Here is a 21,037-nt window from a genome sequence, read left to right on the forward strand (position 1 = left end):
GCGGCACGGAAGAAAGCGCATGAACATGGAAGGCCGGTGGTCTGGTATTGCGAACTAATCCCGATCACAGCCGTCAACAACTGCACGTTCAATCAGGCGGTGACGCATTATGGACAACCCTTTTCAGCTCATTACCGATGCTTTTGCAGCGGATTATCAAATCAACCTGAGCATCCAGGGCCTGGACGGCAGCATCATGCTGACCCTCTCCAACGCTGGCCGCGTGGTGGCTAAACGGATGATCAGCGCCGAACAACGCAATGACCCCAAGCGCCTCAAACGCCTGGTGCAAAGCATTCAATTCGGCATCGCCATCGAACAGGGTCAATGCGCCGTGGCCATCCTCGAAGCCATGACCGACGGCGACAACCGTAAGCTACCGCCGCCACAGGCCAAAGCCCGGCCCCGACCTGAAATCGGGTATTAAAGTTCGCCCTTCTCCACTTCGGGATGTTCACCGGAACCCGCACCGATCTTGCGTTGCGGGTGTTCGATCTTCACCGAAGGAAATTGCGACGAGGCATAACGCACCACCAGAATCGAAAACGCCAGCAGCAGGATCCCGCCGCACAGGTAGATGATCCCCAGGTCCGGCGGATTGTGGTGCGAGACGTTGGAGATCAGTAGCCGTGTCAGCGCGGTGATCGCCACGTAGATCAGGAACCGCACCGGCATGTGATTGGTTTTGAAGTAAATCCCGACCATCGCCCCCAGTTCCAGGTAGATGAACAGCAACAGGATGTCATCGATCTTGATGTGCCCCTGCTCCAGCATCCCGATGAACTCCATGACCGCCGCCCAGGCAGTCACCGCACCGATGGCGAACAGCGCCAGGTAGTGGAAGGTCTCGACGAACAGGTTGCCCAGGGACTCGGCCAGTTGGTGCACGTTCTGCCGCAGGTTCTCGGCCCAGTTGATTTTCACGATGATTGTTCCTTAGCTCGGTTCGAGCGGATGATGCGGGTTGGACGTGACGGTTGTTCTGCATGCAGAAAAAAGGCCAGGGGTTGCCTGCCACATGATGGCGAGGTGCTTTAAAACACGCTCCGTGGCGTTTGGTCGCAGGTCAACACCAAACCTGTAGCCGCGAATGGAGCGCCATCGTTCACCTGACAAACCCCGAATCCGGTCTACATTAAAAAGCCACTACCCAAAGCTCAGGGATTCGCTTATCCTTTTCGCTGTATATAGATACAGTAGTCGCAAAGACAACTAAATGTGAAGGCATGTGAGGTGGTGAATGGCCGTCGAAGTGGTATACCGCAGCAGCCGAGATCTGGAGCGCTTGTTCATGGATAAAGCCGAAGCTGACCGTCATGACAAAATGCTCGAACTGGCCGAATTGCTGGCTGAAGTGTTGCAAAAAGCCGTTCCGTCCCTGACCGAGCAGCAAGTGGAAGAAGCCGGGATCTACATGGCGAAGAACCGCGACGTGTTCGCCAAGGCGTTCAAGAGCCAGCCGGACGCACTGTCCGAATTGCTCAACGTGCCGGCTGAAGTCGCTAAACCTGTTGAAGTGGCTGCACCTGTTGAAGTGGAGCAAGCTGAGCCGACCAAGCCAGCCAAAGCCGCCAAGACGCCGAAGTAAGCAATGCCCGAATTGAATAGGCCCTGAGTCCAATGGCTCAGGGCCTTTTTCATGCTCGCAGAAAATCAGGCGTCAGGCTGCTCCAGTGCGTCGACCAACGCCTTGAAGAACCGCGCCGCCTCGCCGCCGGTGACCACGCGGTGATCGAAGGTCAGGGACAGCGGCAGGATCGGATGCACCGCCACCGCCCCCTCGACCGCCACCGGTTCATCGCGGATCGCCCCGGCGGCGAGGATCGCCACTTGTGGCGGCACCACCACCGGGTTGGCGTAGCGACCGAACAAGGTGCCGAAATTCGACAGAGTCAGGGTCGCACCCATCATTTCCTTGGGCGGAATCGAACGCGCCTGCACATCGGCGCGCAGGCGCATCACACCTTCTTTCAAATCCGCCGACGTGCGATTGCCGACATCGCGCAGCACCGGCACGAACAAACCGTCCGGTGTATCCACGGCAATGCCCAGGTCGAGCCGTTCGTGTTGTTTGAGCGACAGGGTTTTGCCATCGAAGCCGCTATTGAGCACTGGCTCCACCGCGCAGGCCGCCGCCATGGCTTTGGCCAGACGAATCAGTGGTTCTCGCGCCTGCCCCCAGCGATGCAGATCGGCATCGCCGAAAATCGTCACCGGCACCACTTCGGCATGGGACCTGGCCATGTTCAGCGCCATGCTGCGCCGCACACCGCGCAGCTTCTCACCGCCGAAACGCTCACGCTCCGTCTGGGCCGCATTTTCCACATCGCTGCGGGTGATCTGACCGTCCTGGCCGGAGCCGACCAAGGCGCTCAGTTCAACGCCCAGTTGTCGCGCCAATTGACGCACTGCTGGCGTGGCGCGGTTCGCCAGGTATTCGCGGGTCGAAGGTGCGGTGCCGATAAAAAAGGCATCCTCCTGATTCGTGCCGCCGCCCTCAAGCCGTCCGACCACGGTGCCCGCATCCGCTTCGCCTTCGTAACCGAGCAACGGCTCCCCCACATGCAGGATGTCGCCCTCGCCGCCGAAGGTTTTCGCCACCACGCCGTCGTAAGGCGCGGGAATGTCCACCAGCGCCTTGGCGGTTTCCACCGACACCAGCAATTGGTCAGCCTTGACGGTATCGCCGACCTTGACGTGCCAGCGGACGATTTCCGCCTCCTGCAAGCCTTCGCCCAGATCCGGCAGTTTGAAATATTTCATCGCAATCTCCTCGGCCTCTGGCGTTTCTTCAAGGGCTTCTTCAGGCGTGGCGCAGCACGGTGTCACAGGCGTGAAGAATGTCCTCGACGCCGGGCATGTACAGCGATTCCAGTCGATACAGCGGTGGCGGGATGTCCGGCGCGGTGACTCGCTGGATCGGTGCCTGCAACTGCAGAAACACCCGTTCGTAGAGACTGGCGGCGATTTCCGCGCCGACCCCGCAGGAGCGCGGCGCCTCATGCACGATCACGCAGCGACCGGTCTTGCGCACCGAGGCCTCCATCGTGTCGAGGTCCAACGGTTTGATACTGGCGACATCGATCACTTCCGCCGAGATGCCCTGCTCGGCCAACGCCGTGGCAGCTTGCAGGGTTTCCATCACACTGGCGCCCCAACTGATCAAGGTGATGTCGCTGCCTTCGCGCAGGGTGAAGCAGCTGTCCAGCGGCAAGCGTTTACCGTCATCCAACAACGGTTGCGGGTTCATGCGATAGAGTCGGGTCGGTTCGAGAAAGATCACCGGGTCCGGGTCGTCGATGGCCGCGAGCAACAAACCATAGGCCCGAGCCGGCGAGGACGGGATCACCACCCGCAACCCCGGAATGTGCGCGAACAGTGCTTCGGTGCTTTCGCTGTGATGTTCCGGCGCACGAATCCCTGCGCCCATCGGCGAGCGCAGCACCATCGGGCAGGTGAGCCGCCCGCGCGTGCGGTTGCGCATGCGACTGGCGTGGGACACCAGGTGCTCCATGGTGGCGTAGATAAACCCCATGAACTGGATTTCCACCACCGGTTTCAAGCCTTGGGCCGCCATGCCCACTGCCAGCCCGCCGATCATGGTTTCGGCCAGCGGTGAATCGATTACCCGCTTGAAACCAAAGCTGTCGCGCAGGCCCAGCGTGGCGCGAAACACGCCACCGTTCACCCCGACGTCTTCACCGAGGACGATAACGTTCTCGTCCTCGCGCATGGCCCGATGCAACGCCAGATTCACCGCCTCCAGCAGCGTTACCTTGCCGTTACTCATGGCCCGAACCTCCCGTCCGGCGCGCCACTCGTTCGAGAAAGTCTTCACGCTGCTCGGCCAGGGCTGGCGGCCACTGGGCGTACACATGATCGATCACTGATGCCGGCGCCTGCACGCCCGCCGCTTCGAAGTTATCCACAGCAACCTGCACCAACCCCTGGCATTCGCTGATCAGCGCCTGCTCGCGACTTTCATCCCACACGCCCTGCCCGACCATAAAACGCTGCAGACGTTTGATCGGTTCTTCGAGCCAGGCTTGCTTGACTTCGTCCGCCGACCGGTAGCGTGTGGCATCGTCGGCCGTGGTGTGATCGCCGAGGCGATAACTCAGGCATTCGAGCAACACCGGGCCTTTGCCGTGGCGCGCCCGTTCGAGGGCCGCTTGCACGCGGTCATACACGGCGAGTATGTCGTTGCCGTCGACCTGCTCACCGTGGAACCCGGCGCCAATGGCTTTCTGCGCCAACGTGGGAGCGCCGCACTGAATTCGTCGCGGTACCGAAATCGCCCATTGGTTGTTGTTGACCATGAACACCACCGGCAACTGCCAGGCGCCAGCGACATTGAGGGCCTCGAGAAAATCACCTTTGCTGGTGCCGCCATCGCCGCAGGTGGTGACGGCAACCCGATGCTCGCCACGGATCTTGAATGCGCTGGCGACGCCGCAGGCATGCAGGGCCTGGGTGGCAATCGGCACACAGATCGGGAAATCCTGCGCCACCGCCGGGTCGACAAAGTCGCTGCCACGCTCATCGCCGCCCCAATACAACAGGATTTCTTCCATGCGCACGCCACGCATCAGTTGCACGGCGGTGTCGCGGTAATACGGGATCAGCACGTCTTCGGCGTGCATCAGGCTGCCGACCGCAACGCCAATGGCTTCCTGGCCCAGGGTCGGCGCGTAGGTACCGATGCGCCCGGTGCGTTGCAGGGCGACCGCTTTCTGGTCAAAAAGGCGGGTCAGGACCATCTGCCGATACAAGCGCGTCAACAGATTGAAGTCGTCGGCCCAGGGAGGGAGATCGCAGAGCACCTGGCCGTCAGGGGATAAAAAACGGGTGTAGGGCAGCTCAACCTTGTGAAGCATCACAGGGCTCCTGGCACGCGGGGTCGGCGTGCGATTGTCAGGCCCGACGTTTGTGGCGCAGGGCTTGGGGAGCAAGTTGGCCGGATAGGCACTCACTCCTTTATCGATTCAAACGTTTACCGGTACAGCACTTTCTCTGCCAACTCATCCGCTACCCTGGCCGGAGAACGTTTTTCCGCCTGGGCATGGGCAAAGACTTCGGTCAGCCGTAAACTGATTTTCGACAGGTGCGCGGTGATGGTCGTCAGCTCTTCCCCACGGTGTTTGAGCGACACGTAGATCAGCCCGCCGGCGTTGATCACGTAATCCGGCGCATACAGAATGCCCCGGCGTTCCAGCTGATCGGCGACTTCCAGATGGGTCAGTTGGTTGTTGGCCGAACCTGCGACCGCCGAGCAGCGCAGCTGCGTCACGCTGGTCCTGTTAAGCACACCGCCCAAGCCACAAGGCGCGAGAATGTCGCAAGGGGTGCTGAGCAGCGCTTCGTTGGCGATCGGATGAGCGCCCAACTGCTCCATGGCCAGTTGTACTTTGCCGTGATCGATGTCGCTGACCAGCAGCTCGGCGCCGGCAGCGTGCAGCTGTTCGGCCAAGGCATAACCAACATTGCCCAGGCCTTGAACGGCAATGCGCAGCCCTTCCAGATTATCGCTGCCCAAGCGGGCCATGGCGGTGCTGCGGATGCCGGCGAATACGCCCATGGCGGCATGCGGTGCTGGGTCCCCCGCAGCGGTGGTGCTGGTGACGAATTGCGTATGTTGGGCGATGCAGTCCATGTCCGCCACCGAGGTGCCGGCGTCGATGGCGGTGATGTAGCGACCGTCGAGCTGATTGATCCAGCGCCCGAACGCTTCGAATACTGCGGCGCGGTTTTCCACATGGGCCGGGCGAATAATCACCGCAACGCCACCGCCCTGAGCCAGGCCAGCCAGGGCCGCCTTGTAACTCATGCCTTGGGCGAGGCGCACGGCATCCTCGATCGCGGATTCATCGCTGGGGTAGGCAAGGTAACGACACCCGCCCAAGGCAGGTCCCAGGCGGCTGTTATGGATGGCAATCACCGCCTTCAACCCGGTGACCGGATCGACGCTCAGGTGCAGCGATTCAAGGCGAGTGCTTTGCATGAGAGCGAACATCGTAGGGCTCCCGAATCACTTCTTGTAGTCGCCAGTATAGGCTTGCGCACAAAAATTGCAGAAGCGCACAGGAATAAGCAGCGCGGCTTTAAAGGTTTTCGGACATAACCTGTTACGGCCTGTGTTCAGCACTGGACGAAAGCCTGCGACGGGGCTAAAACGAGGCATTCCCCGGAGATTTTGATGACCCCGCGCCAACGCTTTTTCGACTGTCTGCAACGATCACCGCCCGCGCTGTTCGAGGCGGCGTTGTGGATCGCCGCCGAACACGATAAAGAGCTGAATCCCGAAGCTGTGCTGGCGGACTTCAAGGACCTGCAACAGCGGGTCAGCTACGGATTACCGATGCTGCCGGTAAATGAGTTGGCGCAACCGTTGTTGCGGCGCATGAATGACCTGGGGTTCGCCCAGGACGACTTCACGCCCTTGCGCCCGCAAGTGGCGTTGCTCCATAAAGTGCTGGAACGCCGGCGCGGTCAGCCATTGGCGCTGGGCCTGATTGCCCTGGAGCTGGCCAGAAGACTGGAAATCCCCATGGTCGGGGTCAACTTCCCCGGGCATTTCCTGCTGCGGGTGCAAGGCGCCGATCACCTGCTCGACCCGTGCGGCGGGCGCCGGCTGTACCCCAACGATTGCCGTGAACTGCTGCAACGCCAGTACGGCCCGAACATACCGCTCAGCGCCGAGCATTTGCAGACCGCCGAACCTGCGCAGATGCTGCAACGGCTGTCACGCAACCTGCGCCAGTTGTACCTCACGAACGATGACTACATCGACGCCCTGATCGACGCCGAGCGCGTGCTGGAGCTGGGCAACGCCAACGCCTCCGACTACCTGGCCCGGGCCAGCCTCTATCAACGGCTGGATTGCCCGAATGCCGAGCGTTTTGACCTGGAACATGCGCTACTGCTCTGCGACGACCCGATCCAGCGGATTCGCCTGACCGAACGGTTGGGGCACTTGCCGCCCAACGCCATCGTCCACTGATCCCACAGGGGTCAATGTGAAGCCATCAAGGGGTATCGGGCTGGTTCGCCGGATGCGCCTTGATGAACGCCGGATGTTGCGCCGCCAACGCTGCCACTCGACGAATACGCGGGTAGGCGTCCAGTGAAATATTGAAACGCTCGGCCGCATACAGCTGCGGGATCAGGTAAACGTCCGCCAGCCCCGGTTGATCGCCGAAGCAATAACCGGCGTCACCGATCAACTGCTCCACCGTCGCCAACCCTTGACTGATCCAGTGACCGATCCACTCGACCACTTGCGGCTCATCGTGCCCCAACTGCCGCAGCTTATTGAGCACGCTGACGTTGTGCAGTGGGTGAACGTCGCAGCCGATCACCGCCGCCACTCCACGCTCGTGGGCGCGGGCGGCGAGGTCTTTGGACAGCAGCGGCACCTGTGGATAACGTTCCTCCAGGTACTCGATGATCGCCGGTGACTGGATCAGCAATTCGCCTTCATCGGTGCGCAAGGCCGGCACCCGGCCTTGCGGGTTGATGCCCAGATACGCCGGCTGGCGATGTTCGCCCCCCTGCGGCGCGATCAGGTTGACCGGCAGTGCCTGGTAATCCAGCCCCTTCAACGCCAGCGCAATGCGTACCCGGAAAGACGAGGTCGAACGGTAATAGGTATAGAGTTCCATGGGCCGATCCTCTTAGCGCGCCGGCAGCACTTTGCCGCGGCACTCGCCGAAACCGATGGAAGCAAAACCCTCACGGCTGCAACGTCCCCGCAGGATGATTTCGTCGCCATCCTCGAGGAATTTACGCACCTCACCCGAGGCCAGTTCGATCGGCTTTTTACCGCCCTCGGTGATTTCCAGCAGGCTGCCGAACTGACCGCTTTCAGGGCCGGACAACGTGCCCGAACCGAACAGGTCGCCGGCCTGCAACTGGCAGCCGTTGACGCTGTGATGCGCCACCATCTGCGCCACGGTCCAGTACATGTGTTGGGTGTTGCTGAGGGTCAGGCGATGGGCCGGCAGATTCTGTTCGCGCATCGATTCGGTCAGCAGCAGCACTTCGAGTTCGATGTCGAAGGCACCGGCCGCCTGATCACGTTTGTCGAACAGGTAAGGCAGCGGCTGCGGGTCGCCTTCCGGGCGCGCCGGCTGCGCACGACGGAACGGTTCCAGCGCTTCGGCCGTCACCACCCACGGCGAAATGCTGGTAATGAAACTCTTGGACAGGAACGGCCCCAGCGGCTGGTATTCCCAGGCCTGGATGTCGCGCGCCGACCAGTCGTTGAGCAGGCAGAAACCGGCGATGTGATCGGCGGCGTCACCGATGGCGATCGAGTCACCCATGGCATTGCCCGGACCGATCCAGATACCCAGTTCCAGTTCGTAATCCAGGCGTGCGCACGGGCCAAACGTCGGCTCGATCTGGCCGGCCGGCAGGGTCTGGCCTTTCGGACGCCGCACGTCGGTGCCGGACGGGCGAATGGTCGAGGCGCGGCCGTGATAACCAATCGGCACGTACTTGTAGTTCGGCAGCAACGGGTTATCCGGGCGAAACAGTTTGCCGACATTCTGCGCGTGCTCGATGCCGACGTAGAAGTCGGTGTAGTCGTTGATCTTCGCCGGCAGGTGCATCTGGCAATCCGCCGCCAGCGGCAGCAGTTTTGCGCCTTGGGCTTCGATCTTGCCGTGCAGGGTGCTGCCTTCCTTGAACAACTCGATCAAGCGTTCACGCAGGGCGACGCGAGCCTCGCGACCCAGCTCGAAAAATGCATTCAACTGGCCGCCACGGGTGGCTTCGACGGCGGTCCGCGCGGCACCGTCGTCGAACAGCCCGGCATCGAGTGCCGCTCCCAGATCAAAGATATGGTCGCCGATCGCCACGCCACTGCGCGGCGCTCCGCCCTTCACGCTGAACACACCCAACGGCAGGTTTTGCAGCGGGAAATCCGCGTGGCCGTTGGCGGAGGCAACCCAGCTACGAGTGATGGAAGTCTGAGTCATGGATTATCTCCGTGTCGGGTCGAAAGTGGCGGGCAACGAAGCCCAGCAGGCGTCGTAATCGTTTTGCAGCTGTGGACAATCCAGGGCGAACCGGCTCGGGCGCAGCACCTGGCTGGTCTCGAACATGAAAGCCATGGTGTTGTCGATTTTAGCCGGCGCCAGTTCAGCGTTGATCGCCTTGGTGCAGGTCTCGCCATCGGGGCCGTGAGCACTCATGCAGCTGTGCAATGAGGCGCCGCCCGGCACGAAACCTTCGGCTTTGGCATCGTACTCGCCCTTGATCAGGCCCATGTATTCGTTCATCAGGTTGCGGTGGAACCACGGCGGACGGAAGGTTTTCTCGGCCACCATCCAGCGTGGCGGGAAGATCACGAAGTCGAGGTTGGCCAGACCGTGCACGCTGGTCGGCGAGGTCAGAACGGTGAAAATCGACGGATCCGGGTGATCGAAACTCACCGTGCCAATGGTGTTGAAGCGACGCAGGTCATATTTGTAGGGCACGTTATTGCCGTGCCAGGCGACCACGTTCAGCGGCGAATGATCGAGCTCGCAGCCCCACAACTGGCCGAGGAATTTCTGCACCAGGGTGGTCGGTTGCTTGAGGTTTTCGTAATGCGCCACCGGGGTCAGGAAGTCGCGAGGGTTGGCCAGACCGTTGCTGCCGATCGGCCCCAGGTCCGGCAGCCGCAGTGGCGCGCCGTGGTTTTCGGCCACGTAGCCCCGCGCTTGCGGGTCGAGCAGTTCGATGCGGAATTTCAGCCCGCGAGGCAGCACGGCGATTTCCAGCGGCTCCAGTTCCAGCACGCCCAGTTCGGTGGCGATACGCAGGCGGCCCAGTTCCGGTACCAGCAGCAGTTCGCCGTCGGCGTTGAAGAACACTCGCTCCATGGAACGGTTGGCGCGGTAGTTGTAGATGCTGATCCCGGCCGGTTTATCCGCGCCCGAATTGGCGGCCATGCTCACCAGCCCGTCGATGAAATCGGTGGGCTCGGTCGGAATGTCCAAGGGGTTCCAGCGCAGGCGATTGGGGGTCACTTCACCCAATGGACCACCGGCCAGTTGCCGATCCAGTTTGACGAATGCCGGGTGATTGGCCGACGGCTGAATGCGGTACATCCAGGTCCGGCGTGCTTCGCTGCGGGCCATGGTGAACGCAGTGCCGGAGAACAGCTCGGTGTACAGGCCGTAAGGGGCTTTTTGCGGGGAGTTCTGGCCGATGGGCAGTGCGCCGGGCAACGCTTCGCTGCTGAATTCGTTGCCAAAGCCTGACTGATAAGCCAGCGCTGGCGCCGTTGAATCGAGGTTCATGGAGCCTCCTGAACGGGAAGTTATTTTTATCGTAATTCAATTACGCATAACGTAATTTGATTGGTATTGACCGTCAAGCTATAAAGACGCCCATTCGTCCCGGGATCACACCGCCTCCATGACCAGCGAAAGCAACGGTAAACAGAAAGTCCGCTCGGCCGAAGTCGGCACCGACATCCTCAAGGCCCTCGCCGAGCTGTCGCCCTCGACCTCGCTGTCGCGTCTGGCCGAACACGTGCAGATGCCGGCGAGCAAGGTTCACCGTTATCTACAAGCGCTGATCGCCAGCGGTTTTGCCGAACAGAACCCCGCCACCAACCATTACGGCCTGGGCCGTGAAGCGCTGCGAGTCGGCCTGGCTGCCCTGAACAGTATGGACGTGCTGAAAGTCGCCGCTCTGCCTCTGGCCGAGTTGCGTGATGACTTGAATGAAACCTGTTTTTTAGCGGTGTGGGGCAATCAGGGCGCGACGGTGGTGCACATCGAGCCGGCGGTGCGAGCGGTGACGGTGGTCACGCAATTGGGCTCGGTATTGCCGTTACTCAGTTCATCCACTGGCCTGGTATTTGGCGCTTACCTACCAAAGCGGGAAACCGTGGACTTGCGCGATCAGGAACTTCACAACGCCACTGACCACATCTTGGCGGACGATCAGACCTATGCAGCCTTATGCGAACAGATCCGCGAACGCGGCCTGCATCATGTGCATGGGTTGCTGATGCCGGGAGTGGATGCGTTGTCGGCACCGGTGTTCAACGCTGTCGGCCAGGTGGCGGCGGTGATGACCATCGTCGGCCCGACCTCGTTGTTCCATGCCGACGAAAACGGCCCGGCGGCGCAGCGATTGCTGGCAGCGACGCGGGCCGTGAGTTGGCGGATGGGTTACCAGGTTGAAACGTGACGTAATAAAGCGGAAATATCACCGCCCGCTATTAATCCACTCTTCTCCCTGCTCAGCGAACAGAGGTTGTTACCGAACCGGTTGTATTCGCGAGAGACCGACCCGCCACATAGGTCAGATAATTTACGCCGACCTCAACACCGGTAACGGTTGAAACGATTCCGGCAAAATCGTTGATTCTGGAAAGGAGACTCAGGCCGGCATTTGCACCGCCAATGCCCGCAACGGTACCCACATAGAGAGAAATCAACCCGACCCATGCAGCTGAAAAATGCCCGTTTGCCTGTTTTTCATACCCGTTGTGGTGAGCGATTACCCCTAGCACAATTGATCGCGTTGCCTTCAATAACGTGGCTGCGACCCCGACCGGTGGAATGAAGAGCGAAACAATGTCCACCGCAAATTCGGCAACAATTAGCGTGTCGCGCCAGAATGCTTCGGAAAGACTGGTCGTCTGGTCATCCGTCTCGGCGATGAAAAGCTCGATCATCGGCGCGTAGTCATCCGATAAGCGGATAGGCCGTCCGGGTGTTAGCGTGAAATCATGGTATCCCTTCAGAACCTCGAACAAATAAGCGCGCACAACCTCTTGATCTCTACTTCGGACACTTTTAACAATATCCCATCGCGCGTGCATCTTCAGTTCCGCGGCATAAGATTCCAGTGAAACAAAGTTCTTGCCATCGTAAGCCGCTGGCAGATAAATAATCTTTTCAGTTGTGCCTTTGCGAGCAAAGACGTACCCACCTTCAACGCGCTTGCCGTTGACGACAAACCTGTAGACTTCGCCATTGGCAGTATTTGCAGTTATGTGCAACTCTTCGAGCACCGCATTCAGCCAGGTATATTGCTCCACGCTCAAATTGCCTTGCATTCTCTGAGTCAGAGCATCGAACTGGAGTTTGTTTTGCTTGAGCTTGCCATACACCTCAGGTCTTGTTGACAGATCTCCGACCCCGGGATTGAGGAAAGTGCGCTTCAAATAATCGATGTATTGATCCCCTGGCAACACTCCAATCAAGTCGTTGATCACTGTTGCACTCAGCCTTCCCACCGAGGTGCCGTCTCTTGACCTGAACGTAGCCGTTCTCAATTGATCACGAACATTGACCAGACTTTTGACCACCGTGTCAAACCACGCAAGAGCCTTTACAAAAGAACTGGTGTCGCTGCGCCAGATTTCCCAATTAATAAACAGTTGAGTCAGGGTCATTGGCTGATGACCTGCAATTGTGATCTCAACCTGGTCCGGATCGATTTCCGGGTGTGGCCCCGAGCGACGTAAATAGTCATTAACTCGCTTTTTCACCAATTCCCGAGCAAACACCTGAAACGGCTGTACATTCACCTTATCTTTCGCCAGTTCATAAATGGCGCTTTGTTCAGTAGTCAGTCGAGCCAGGCATTGCCGTTCAGACAGCTTCGCTTGCCTGAACCAACCAGGCGTAACAAATTCGACCTCGTACTGCGCCCATGCCAGTAACTGCCTGACACTGTCTTCGAAGCGTCTTTGGGGAAGAGACAGCCATGTAACAGTATTGATTCTTGACCCTTGACCAGCTATGGCCGCTGCTCCAGATTTATCTATTTCGTCAACCAGCTTGCTGCGATCCTTCAAATGGCATTGATCGATCAAGTAATCCTTACCGCCCGGAACAAGCACCCATTTCGCAACGTGCTCCTTGAGCAACCAAACATTATCGAACTCAAACCAGTCTTTACCTCCCGGCGCGCCTGGCGCATATAACACACAAGGAACAAGCGCACCATTGCTTTTAGACGTATAAACGGTGAGTTCCTTGAATGCCTGATAATCATCACGAAAAGAAAGACCATGAGTGGTCAATGATGTATCGCCGAGATTGCAACGTTTCACCATATCCAGACTTTGCGCCTTCAAATGACCTTGCAGCCCGGCGGCGAATACCGACAAGGCCGTCACTCTTGCCAGGTTTTCATGGATAGCGTCTTGTACTTCTGGCTCTTTATAGGCAGCGTTCCGCAGCGCTGCGTACTTCATCCGCACATCGAGCGTTTCGATGGCCGACTCGATGAATGAAGGGGTCAAATCCCGCGCATGTTCGCCGTTGATCTTGAGCTGATAGCGGGCGGCTTTATCATGCAAACCGTACATAAAAAGTTCGGTTAACGTTTTCGTTTCTTGATGCCTGATTTCCTTCACGCCCATACGGAAATTGTAGTTCAAGGTCACGAGGACAAAATCAGGATCGACATGCAGTGCAGCACGCCGAAAAATAAAGTCTTGAACACTGTTTCGTGTATAGGCTTTCAGCGACGCGACATGACCCACTCGTTGATGCAGATCTACTTCACTTTGAAGCAGGGTGCGCTCCAGATCGACATAAATCTTCTGGTCCCTTTCGCTACTGCGCTTCAACCATTCAGGCCACGCATTTTTACTGATCAACTTGATCAGCGCGGCGGTGCGATGTTTCGCATTTTCAAGCAGCTCCTTCAAGGGCAGGAGGGCGTTAACTTCTCGGATCACATTCTCCTTGTCCGTGCGCGAGCCACTCAACCCCTTGAGTTGACGACTGATGTCAGCACGTTTTTTTGCCAACAGCGCGTCTGTGCCAAAACCGAATATATCCGTATCAATTCGTGGATAACGAATCTCTGGATCAGCCTCGACCTTCTGCGCGTCTTCAACTGCCAAGTCCTTCAGCAATTCGCCACGACTCGCTGGCGTACTCAGGCGTTTCCGGACTTCTTGATGCAGCGCTGCCGACGTAGCGAACTTTTCCACCCCTGCATTTGCCGTATATAAAATCATGGCACTGTCCGCCGCAGGAACAATCGCCCCTGACGACTGACCATCCAGACGCATGACAAAAGCCGAAGCCAATGTTTTGAAGACGCCATCGTGCAGTTGGACAGCAACGCCATAAAATGCGCTGGGAACCAGAGGACCGGTCAACGCGAAAATCTTTTTTTCGTCTTCCGGTGTGACACCGCCCTCTTGCGTTACGCTATTCAATTCCTGCCAGAAGAGTTTGACTGCATAACTTCGCAGAAGGCCTTTACGCATCACGTTGTTGCCCATATTACGTGCCCAGTACTGATCCAGCGCCACGACAAACTTTGCAGGCAACGTCCGGAGCAATTCGGCGATAAATTGACTCACTGTCCCAATATCCAGATCAGCGTGTCGGGCGCTTTCGTCCGTATCGTTCAGCCAATCGTACACACCATATTGGTCTGGATTATAATTCGGTGCACTTCCGCGCAGCAGACACTCCATCAATACATTATTCAGTGAGCCTGTCGGCTCTTGGGCAGTCGCAGCACCGCGATAATTGATAAACACCCTGGAAACATAGAGTTCCGGCACCAACCGCCACATGTCCTCCGCCAGACAATCTTGTAGCAAAGACGCAAATGACGGGATGAGGCTCAATTGCTCGGACAATTGTTCAACGGCCTCGTTTACGCCGATAAATTTATTTGAAACCGATTCGAGTTTATTACCTTCCATAAATACACAATCCTGATTTAGTCAATTGAAAGCGGCGCACTTTGCACACACCAACTTTCAGCGAAACTAAATCAAAAAAAACCAACATCACAGTCGAATTTCTTTTCGACTTATGTTGCAGCGACAACAATGTCGTGCCACAAACAGCCAATCAATTGTTACATCACGCCAACAACCCAAGCAATCGTGCTTGGGCAACTGCGTGAGTTCTGCGCTCAACGCCCAACTTACCGTGAATGCGTCGAGCATGCGTTTTGACCGTATGTAACGAGATGAATAATTGCTCGGCAATCTGTTGATTCGAATTACCCAACGCAATCAACTTTAGTACTTCGACCTCGCGCTGACTAAGCGGATTATTACCTCCTGTATATGCCACGCCTTCAATGTTCGGCTCCGTCATTCCCAGTGCCAACAGCAGGTCAGGCTGGCGTAATTGAAGTTCGCGCAGCGCCTGCCGCAAACCACATCGCTCCACCAGATTTAATCCACTGCGTAAAAACTCGTTGGCACTGACCAGGTCACTATTCAACCAGGCGACTTCGGCCCTGGCGAACAACAGTTCCACCTCCAGCGTCAACTGAGCGGAGCGCTTCGACTGATCAAGCAGGCGAGCGAGGATGTTCAATGGGGCCTCGCTCCGGTGCAAATAGACTTGGGCCAACACCAGTAGGTACTCAATCCGGGCAATCAGCAGCAAAGTTGCCGGAGGTGCTTGCCGCGCCTGGCCCAGATAGTGGCGCAAGACGCGACTCAGCGCCTCACAGGCGAGTTCTGGCCGGCCCTGCTGCAGCCAGAAATGGCTGCTGACTTGCAGCAGTACGCCACGATAAACGGTGTCAGGACTCTGCCGCTGCTGCATCAACCGTTCAGCATCGCGCAGATGAGCAAATGCCAAGTCATAGTCACGTTGATTGGCCGCCAATTGCGCAAGCCCCAGAAAACCGTACAGCACCCGCTTGTCGTGATTGCGCAGGCAGATCCGCAAGCCACTTTCAAACAACTCGCTCGCCTGTGCATCGCGTCCCAGGGACAGATTCAAACGGCCACGCTGCAACGCCAGTCGTCCGAGCAAAGGTTCGGCATCGCGTTGCTGCCTGGTGAACATGGCGTGAACATTGGCAAGCAAGTCCTCGGCACGTTGGAGAGCACCACGCTGCTCCAGCAATTGCGCATGGTCCAGTTCCAGCAGTCCTTCGAAAACCAGTGAACCTTGCGCACGCGCCAGGCACAACGCTTCACGATTCATTGCCTGGGCGACTTCCAGCTCCCCACGCAGCAATGCTTGCTGGGTCAGCCCCGACAAGCACATCACACGTACAGTCCAGAGTTCGGGACCAAGGTCCTTCAGCGCATCGAGAAAATGCGCACGCGAGCCCTCCATCCGCCCCTGCAAATGCAACAGCCAACCCTGCTGGGCCTGCCACCGTGCGATCAGCTGCCGTTGCAGAATCGCCGACGGCTGCGGGACGAATCGCGACAACTGCTCGATACAGGCTCCGGCTTGCTCAAACCGCCCCGCAAACAGCGATGCCGCCGTGATCAGCCCGATCAGTTGCGGCGAGCCGAGCATCAGCTCCTCGCCTTGTTGCTCATGCAGACGCAACAACAGCACCACTGTCTGCTCCTCGAACAGATGCTCGAAACTGAAGTGCTGCAACAGGCTGACCGCCACTTCGTATTCCTCGGCGAGCAATGCCTGTTCGAAGGCTGATTTCCAGTCCTGCTCGGCGCAGAACCACTGGCAGGCCCGCCGATGCCAGGAGCGTCCGGCCGGCCATTGCTCATCGCGCAGCAATTGGGTGAACGGGGTGAAAACCTGCAGCCAGTCGGTGGAGTCGCGCCAGGGTTCGATAAAACAACCCAGTGCTTGCAAGGTCCTCAGGTACTGCGCGCCCTCCCCGGCCCCAAACAGGTGATCGCACAGTCGGGCATTGAAGCGTGGCAAGTGGGCCAGCACGCGCCAGGCCTCGCTCAACTCAGGCGTCAGCGAGCTGAACAACTCGTGCTCCAGATAATCGAGCAAAGTGTCCGCCCGTCCCTGGGGAGTGTCCTGACGCGACCAGTCGCACTTCTGCAACAGTGCGATCCGCACACCGGCACACCAGCCGCCGGTGCGCTGGATGACCCGACTGACCACCTTGTTGGCCTGATCCGGCACCCAGGGACGCAACAGCTGCTCCACTTCACCTGAAGTAAAAGCCAGCGAAGCGCTCTCGCACTCGTACAATTCATCATCAAGCAACAGCCGTGGCCAGTTGCATTGCGGCCGGCGGCGAGTGCCGAGCCACCAGGTCAGCATCGGGCTGCCGATCGCCAACATGCGATCCAGCAACGAGTCCAGCTCCGGGTTCGGCAGACGGCAGTAGTCATCGAGGAACAGCCAGGTCGGCGCCTGCAATCGCGCCAGATTGCTCAGCAATTCGGTTTCACCCGACGAGGCCAACCCCAGCGCCTCAGCCAGACGATGACGAAAATCAGCCGCGCTCGACACCCCGCCAGACAAGGGCAGCCAATGCACCCGGCACTGGGATGGCGCCCGCAACAGGCACTCGGCGAGCAGCGCACTCTTGCCGCTGCCGGCGGGGGCGCAGAGTAATTTCACCCGGGCCGTTGAGGTCAGTAGCGGCTCGGTCAAGCGAGCCCGCGACAGGTGATGAGAGGACAGGCGGGGCAGGAATCCAGAACGGTCCAGACACGGGGTCATGGCGGTCATTGCAGCGTGCCTTTTTATAATTGTCCGACAACCCTAACCCTCTCCAACCCGCTTGTTGAGAGGTATTCAGCGCGCTGATTGGCGCCCATAAAAAAGGCGACCCACCGGTCGCCTTTTGTGATGCCAATGTATCAAAACCCTTACCGAACGCCCTCGGCGCGCAGAGCCGACGGTGTGTAGTCGGCAGCCTTGGCGTCAAAGCCAAATATGAAACTGTGCTTCTCTTCGTTCTTCATTCCCAGGGCAATGTATCGGCCAGCGATGATGTCGTAGAGCGCCTCGAGGGTGTAGGCCGGAGTCTGGTGATCGTAGTAGTACTGGGCGTGACCTTCGGCCACTCGCCACAGTTGGCCGCGACCGTCGTAGTGGTCCACCAGCGCCACTTGCCAGCTGTCTTCGTCGAGGTACATGTGGCGTTTGGCGTAGATGTGCCGCTCACTCGGCTTGACCGTGCCGACCACTTCCCAGACCCGGTGCAACTCGTAGCGGGTCAGGTCCTGGTTGATGTGCCCGGCTTTCACCACGTCATCGTACTTGAGGCTCGGCGAATCGAGTTTGTAGCTGTTGTAGGGAATGTACATTTCCTTTTTGCCGATCAGTTTCCAGTCGTAGCGATCTGGCGCACCGGAGAACATATCGAAGTTATCCGAAGTCCGCAGGCCGTCAGCGGCGGTGCCTGGTCCGTCGTAGGCCACTTGCGGTGCACGGCGCACTCGACGTTGACCGGCGTTGTAGATCCACGCCAGTCGCGGCTCTTTCACCTGGTCGAGGGTTTCATGCACCAGCAATACGTTACCCGCCAGCCGCGCCGGCGCGGTTACCGACTGTTTGAAGAAGGTCAGCACATTGGCGGCTTTGTCCGGGTCCAGGTCCTTCATCAGTTGCGGTACGGCGATCTCTTCCTCGAAGCGAATCGGCGTGTAGCTGCCGTTGGTCTGCGGGGTCACCTGGGTGATGATCCGTCGCAGATTACCGCCGTGGTAACGGGTGATGTGGTTCCACAGCACTTCGACGCCATTCTTCGGAATCGGGAACGCGTAATAGCGATTGCCGGTGAAATTGGCCAGGCCGTTACCGTCGTTGATGCTGGTTACGTTCAGCGCGCTGCGCTTGGCCGACTCGTAGATTTCCGGCGGCACTGCCACGGTGCGATGGGTTGGGTAGACCGGAATCTTGTAGGTTTCCGGGTAGCGCTTGAACATCGCCACCTGACCGTCCGAAAGCTTGTCCTTGTACTTGTCGACCGTTGCGGCGGTGATGGTGAACAGCGGCTTTTCACTGGCGAACGGGTCAGCCAGGAAGCCTTTGTTGTCGACCGCACCAGCGTTTTTCGGGATGCCACCGGTCCAGGCCGGGATCGACCCATCGGCGTTGCCGGCCTTCTCGGCGCCCAGCGGCGTGAGGGTGGTGCCGAGCTTATTGGCCTCTTCCGGCGAGACCGCTGCCATCACGTTGGCGGCCAACAGACTCAGTGCCAGAGCGCCGCATTGCAGAATCATCTTGCGCATTAACATCATCCTTCTCAGCCAGATCAGAAGTTCACGCCGAAGCTCAGCGCCAGGAAGTCGCGGTCGGTCAGGGTGTTGTAATTCCCGCCGAAAAAGTCGGTGTAACTCAAGCTTGCGGTATAGGTGTTGCGGTAGTCGGCATCGACACCGACGCTGATCGCCTTGGCGCCTTCGTTGAACAGCCCGTTGGGGCCGTAGCCGGCGACGTCATGGGACCAGGACAGGTTGGGTTTGAGGTTGATCCCGCCAATCACGTTGGCGTAATCGAGGATCGCCCGGGCGCGATAGCCCCAGGAGGTCGAGGTGACGAAGCCGTCGGTATCGCCACCGAAACCGTACTGGCCGTAGACCGAATCACGGCCGTAACGCAGCTTGCTCCGCGGTTCCAGACCACCGACATGGACCATCGCCGCTTCACCGACCAGGGTCAGCCGCTGGGCGCCCAGCACTTGATCGAAGAAGTGCGTCAGGGTGCTTTGCACCTGGGTCACTTCCTTGCGGCGGTAACCGGTATTGTCGGCGCCAGGCCGGGTCGCAACAGGCGATGCCGCGCCGCCGGCGATCGGGTTGAGCAACGCCAGGGTCAGGTCGTTGGTGTTGACCTGCACCGGAGCGTTAGGCCGGTAGCTGATTTCGCCGGTCCAGGCAGTGCCGGTGGGCAACGTGGTGGAAAAACTCGCACCGTACAGGCGAATGTCTTCCGGGTATTCGAGGTAGTACTGGCCGCGCCCGAGCATTACGCTTTGCGCCAGGCCCGAACCGCTGCCCGGGGCCAGACGGTTGGCAGTGCTGACCATACCCGGCAGGCTGGCCAATGTGGACAGCCCGGCGGTGGTGGTGCCGACGGTCGGTGTGCGACTGTGGTAGTTCATGAAGTAGAGGCCGTATTCGGTGTCGTCACCGAGCCAGCGCAAAGCCGCGCCCCACTGCCCCGAATCCCGTGCATCGCGGTCACCGCCACGGGGCACGATCACGCCCTCACGGGTGACCTGGATAGGTTGGCCAAAGGCTGCCGCCAGTGGTGCAAGCGGTGCAATCGCCGGGCTGCCGACGGTGTAGTTGTTGTTGCAACCGTCCGCCACCACGTCGTTACCGAAGAAGGTGCCGCAGTTGTCTACGACGGTCTGGTCCCACTCCAGTTGGTAGAAACCTTCCACCGTGAGTTGATCGGTCAAGCCCTGGGAAGCGAACAACATGTTGACCGGAATCAGGCCTTCCTTGATCTCAGCGCCGGGACGCCGGAACGCCGAAACGTCGACCGGGTTGATGCTGTTGATCGAGTTACCGATGAAGGTGCTTTCACCCCAGCTGACCACCTGTTTACCGGCACGCACGGTGCCCGGCAGATCGGCGATGGAATAGTTGTGATAAACGAAGGCATCGAGAAGCTCCGCCCCGGAAGACTTGGCGCCTTCCTTGCGACCGCTGTCGCTGATCTGCTTGAACTCGCGGTCTTCGTCTTTGAGCTCGAAGTCGTACCAGTACTTGCCACGGACGAACACGCCCGTGTCGCCGTACTTCAATTCGAGGTCGTGGATGCCCTTGAAGATCTTGGAGAAGGTTTCGCCTTTCTTGAAGTTCAGGCGTCCGTCATCACCGGTCGAAGACTGGCCTGTCCCGCCATTGACGGTACCCACCAGCGACTTGTCGGCATCGCGCATGCCCCAGCTCGCGCCGACGGACAACGAGGAATCGAACTGCCCCTCGATTTCGCCGATGTTGAATGAAACAGCCTGCGCCTGGGCACAGCAGCCCAAGGCCACCGCAGCGGCCAGCGCTTGCGGTTTGAAGATGGCGCGCATTGTTGTTTTTGTCATGCGTCTTCCCCGGTGAGTGACAGAAGACCCCACCCTACTGCCGCTCGCCGGGAGCGATAAGCGCACCAAGGAGGTATTCGCGATGTACCTCCAAAGGATGAAGGCCCGCATGGGGCGGGGTTTTGCGCGGGGTATGGATGGGCTGGATGGAGGGTTATCAGTGCAGTGCATGGGACATGGTTGAAGTTGGATGTGTAACAGCTGGCGCAGCTAGCGGCAGCTGTTACAAAAGGTCAGCCGAAGACTGTTGCCAAGACTGTAACAGTGCATGTCAGAAATCGCTATTTTTCCTTTGTGATCAATACCTTAT

At 58.9% G+C, this 21,037-nt stretch carries 15 protein-coding genes and 1 pseudogene; 4 read left to right on the forward strand and 12 right to left on the reverse strand.

Translation table 11 applies throughout. The annotated features are described in order from the left end of the window. Positions 1-109 precede the first annotated feature (109 nt). Entirely contained in the window at positions 110-427 is a 318-nt protein-coding gene (locus LOY28_RS24705; protein ID WP_018927151.1) for a DUF3509 domain-containing protein, read from the forward strand. Here the strand turns inward: LOY28_RS24705 and LOY28_RS24710 are convergent. Further along, complete coding sequence (locus LOY28_RS24710; RefSeq protein ID WP_018927152.1) at positions 424-924, reverse strand: phosphate-starvation-inducible protein PsiE; 501 nt, start codon at positions 922-924, stop codon at positions 424-426. The genes LOY28_RS24705 and LOY28_RS24710 overlap by 4 nt on opposite strands. Positions 925-1,240: 316 nt before the next feature. Between LOY28_RS24710 and LOY28_RS24715 the strand changes: the two are divergent. Further along, a pseudogene (locus LOY28_RS24715) lies at positions 1,241-1,480 on the forward strand (YebG family protein); the annotation flags it as partial. Between the two features lie 173 nt (positions 1,481-1,653). Here the strand turns inward: LOY28_RS24715 and LOY28_RS24720 are convergent. The 4 genes from LOY28_RS24720 to LOY28_RS24735 form a co-directional block, all read right to left on the reverse strand. After that, on the reverse strand, positions 1,654-2,763 hold the full coding sequence (locus tag LOY28_RS24720; RefSeq protein WP_018927154.1) for a dihydrolipoamide acetyltransferase family protein: 1,110 nt from the start codon (positions 2,761-2,763) through the stop codon (positions 1,654-1,656). A 40-nt stretch (positions 2,764-2,803) separates the two neighbouring features. After that, positions 2,804-3,790, reverse strand: a complete 987-nt coding sequence (locus LOY28_RS24725; protein WP_086944719.1) for an alpha-ketoacid dehydrogenase subunit beta — start codon at positions 3,788-3,790, stop codon at positions 2,804-2,806. Beyond that, entirely contained in the window at positions 3,783-4,877 is a 1,095-nt protein-coding gene (pdhA, locus tag LOY28_RS24730) for a pyruvate dehydrogenase (acetyl-transferring) E1 component subunit alpha (RefSeq protein ID WP_258612671.1), read from the reverse strand. The genes LOY28_RS24725 and pdhA overlap by 8 nt, the downstream gene beginning before the upstream one ends. A 116-nt stretch (positions 4,878-4,993) precedes the next feature. Beyond that, complete coding sequence (locus LOY28_RS24735; protein ID WP_258612672.1) at positions 4,994-6,013, reverse strand: Glu/Leu/Phe/Val dehydrogenase dimerization domain-containing protein; 1,020 nt, start codon at positions 6,011-6,013, stop codon at positions 4,994-4,996. 183 nt (positions 6,014-6,196) lie between these two features. Between LOY28_RS24735 and LOY28_RS24740 the strand changes: the two genes are divergently transcribed. Beyond that, on the forward strand, positions 6,197-7,000 hold the full coding sequence (locus tag LOY28_RS24740) for a SirB1 family protein (RefSeq protein WP_258612673.1): 804 nt from the start codon (positions 6,197-6,199) through the stop codon (positions 6,998-7,000). Between the two features lie 25 nt (positions 7,001-7,025). On the opposite strand, the gene maiA is transcribed toward LOY28_RS24740, so the two are convergent. Genes maiA through hmgA form a run of 3 tightly spaced genes read right to left on the reverse strand, consistent with a single transcriptional unit; the run spans position 7,026 to position 10,289 of the window. Further along, positions 7,026-7,661: a maleylacetoacetate isomerase gene (maiA, locus tag LOY28_RS24745; protein WP_018927159.1), complete on the reverse strand. Its 636-nt coding sequence runs from the start codon at positions 7,659-7,661 to the stop codon at positions 7,026-7,028. A gap of 12 nt (positions 7,662-7,673) precedes the next feature. After that, a complete protein-coding gene (gene fahA / locus LOY28_RS24750; RefSeq protein WP_204125448.1) occupies positions 7,674-8,981 on the reverse strand; it encodes a fumarylacetoacetase in 1,308 nt (435 codons plus the stop codon). A 3-nt stretch (positions 8,982-8,984) separates the two neighbouring features. Then, a complete protein-coding gene (gene hmgA / locus LOY28_RS24755) occupies positions 8,985-10,289 on the reverse strand; it encodes a homogentisate 1,2-dioxygenase (protein WP_064620233.1) in 1,305 nt (434 codons plus the stop codon). A gap of 118 nt (positions 10,290-10,407) precedes the next feature. Between hmgA and LOY28_RS24760 the strand changes: the two genes are divergently transcribed. Beyond that, positions 10,408-11,190, forward strand: a complete 783-nt coding sequence (locus tag LOY28_RS24760) for an IclR family transcriptional regulator (RefSeq protein ID WP_258612674.1) — start codon at positions 10,408-10,410, stop codon at positions 11,188-11,190. A gap of 52 nt (positions 11,191-11,242) precedes the next feature. Here the strand turns inward: LOY28_RS24760 and LOY28_RS24765 are convergent, their stop codons facing one another. The 4 genes from LOY28_RS24765 to LOY28_RS24780 form a co-directional block, all read right to left on the reverse strand. Next, positions 11,243-14,686, reverse strand: coding sequence for a dermonecrotic toxin domain-containing protein (locus LOY28_RS24765; protein ID WP_258612675.1), 3,444 nt, complete (start codon positions 14,684-14,686; stop codon positions 11,243-11,245). Positions 14,687-14,849: 163 nt separating this feature from the next. Continuing rightward, on the reverse strand, positions 14,850-17,402 hold the full coding sequence (locus tag LOY28_RS24770; RefSeq protein ID WP_258612676.1) for a LuxR C-terminal-related transcriptional regulator: 2,553 nt from the start codon (positions 17,400-17,402) through the stop codon (positions 14,850-14,852). A 140-nt stretch (positions 17,403-17,542) separates the two neighbouring features. Then, positions 17,543-18,910 (reverse strand): DUF1329 domain-containing protein, encoded by a 1,368-nt coding sequence (locus tag LOY28_RS24775; RefSeq protein ID WP_258612677.1) that lies wholly within the window; start codon positions 18,908-18,910, stop codon positions 17,543-17,545. A 23-nt stretch (positions 18,911-18,933) separates the two neighbouring features. Next, positions 18,934-20,727 (reverse strand): DUF1302 domain-containing protein, encoded by a 1,794-nt coding sequence (locus LOY28_RS24780; protein ID WP_026286500.1) that lies wholly within the window; start codon positions 20,725-20,727, stop codon positions 18,934-18,936. Positions 20,728-21,037 lie beyond the last annotated feature (310 nt).

Origin of the sequence: Pseudomonas sp. B21-017 (genome assembly GCF_024749245.1) — a bacterium.
GTDB lineage: Bacteria > Pseudomonadota > Gammaproteobacteria > Pseudomonadales > Pseudomonadaceae > Aquipseudomonas.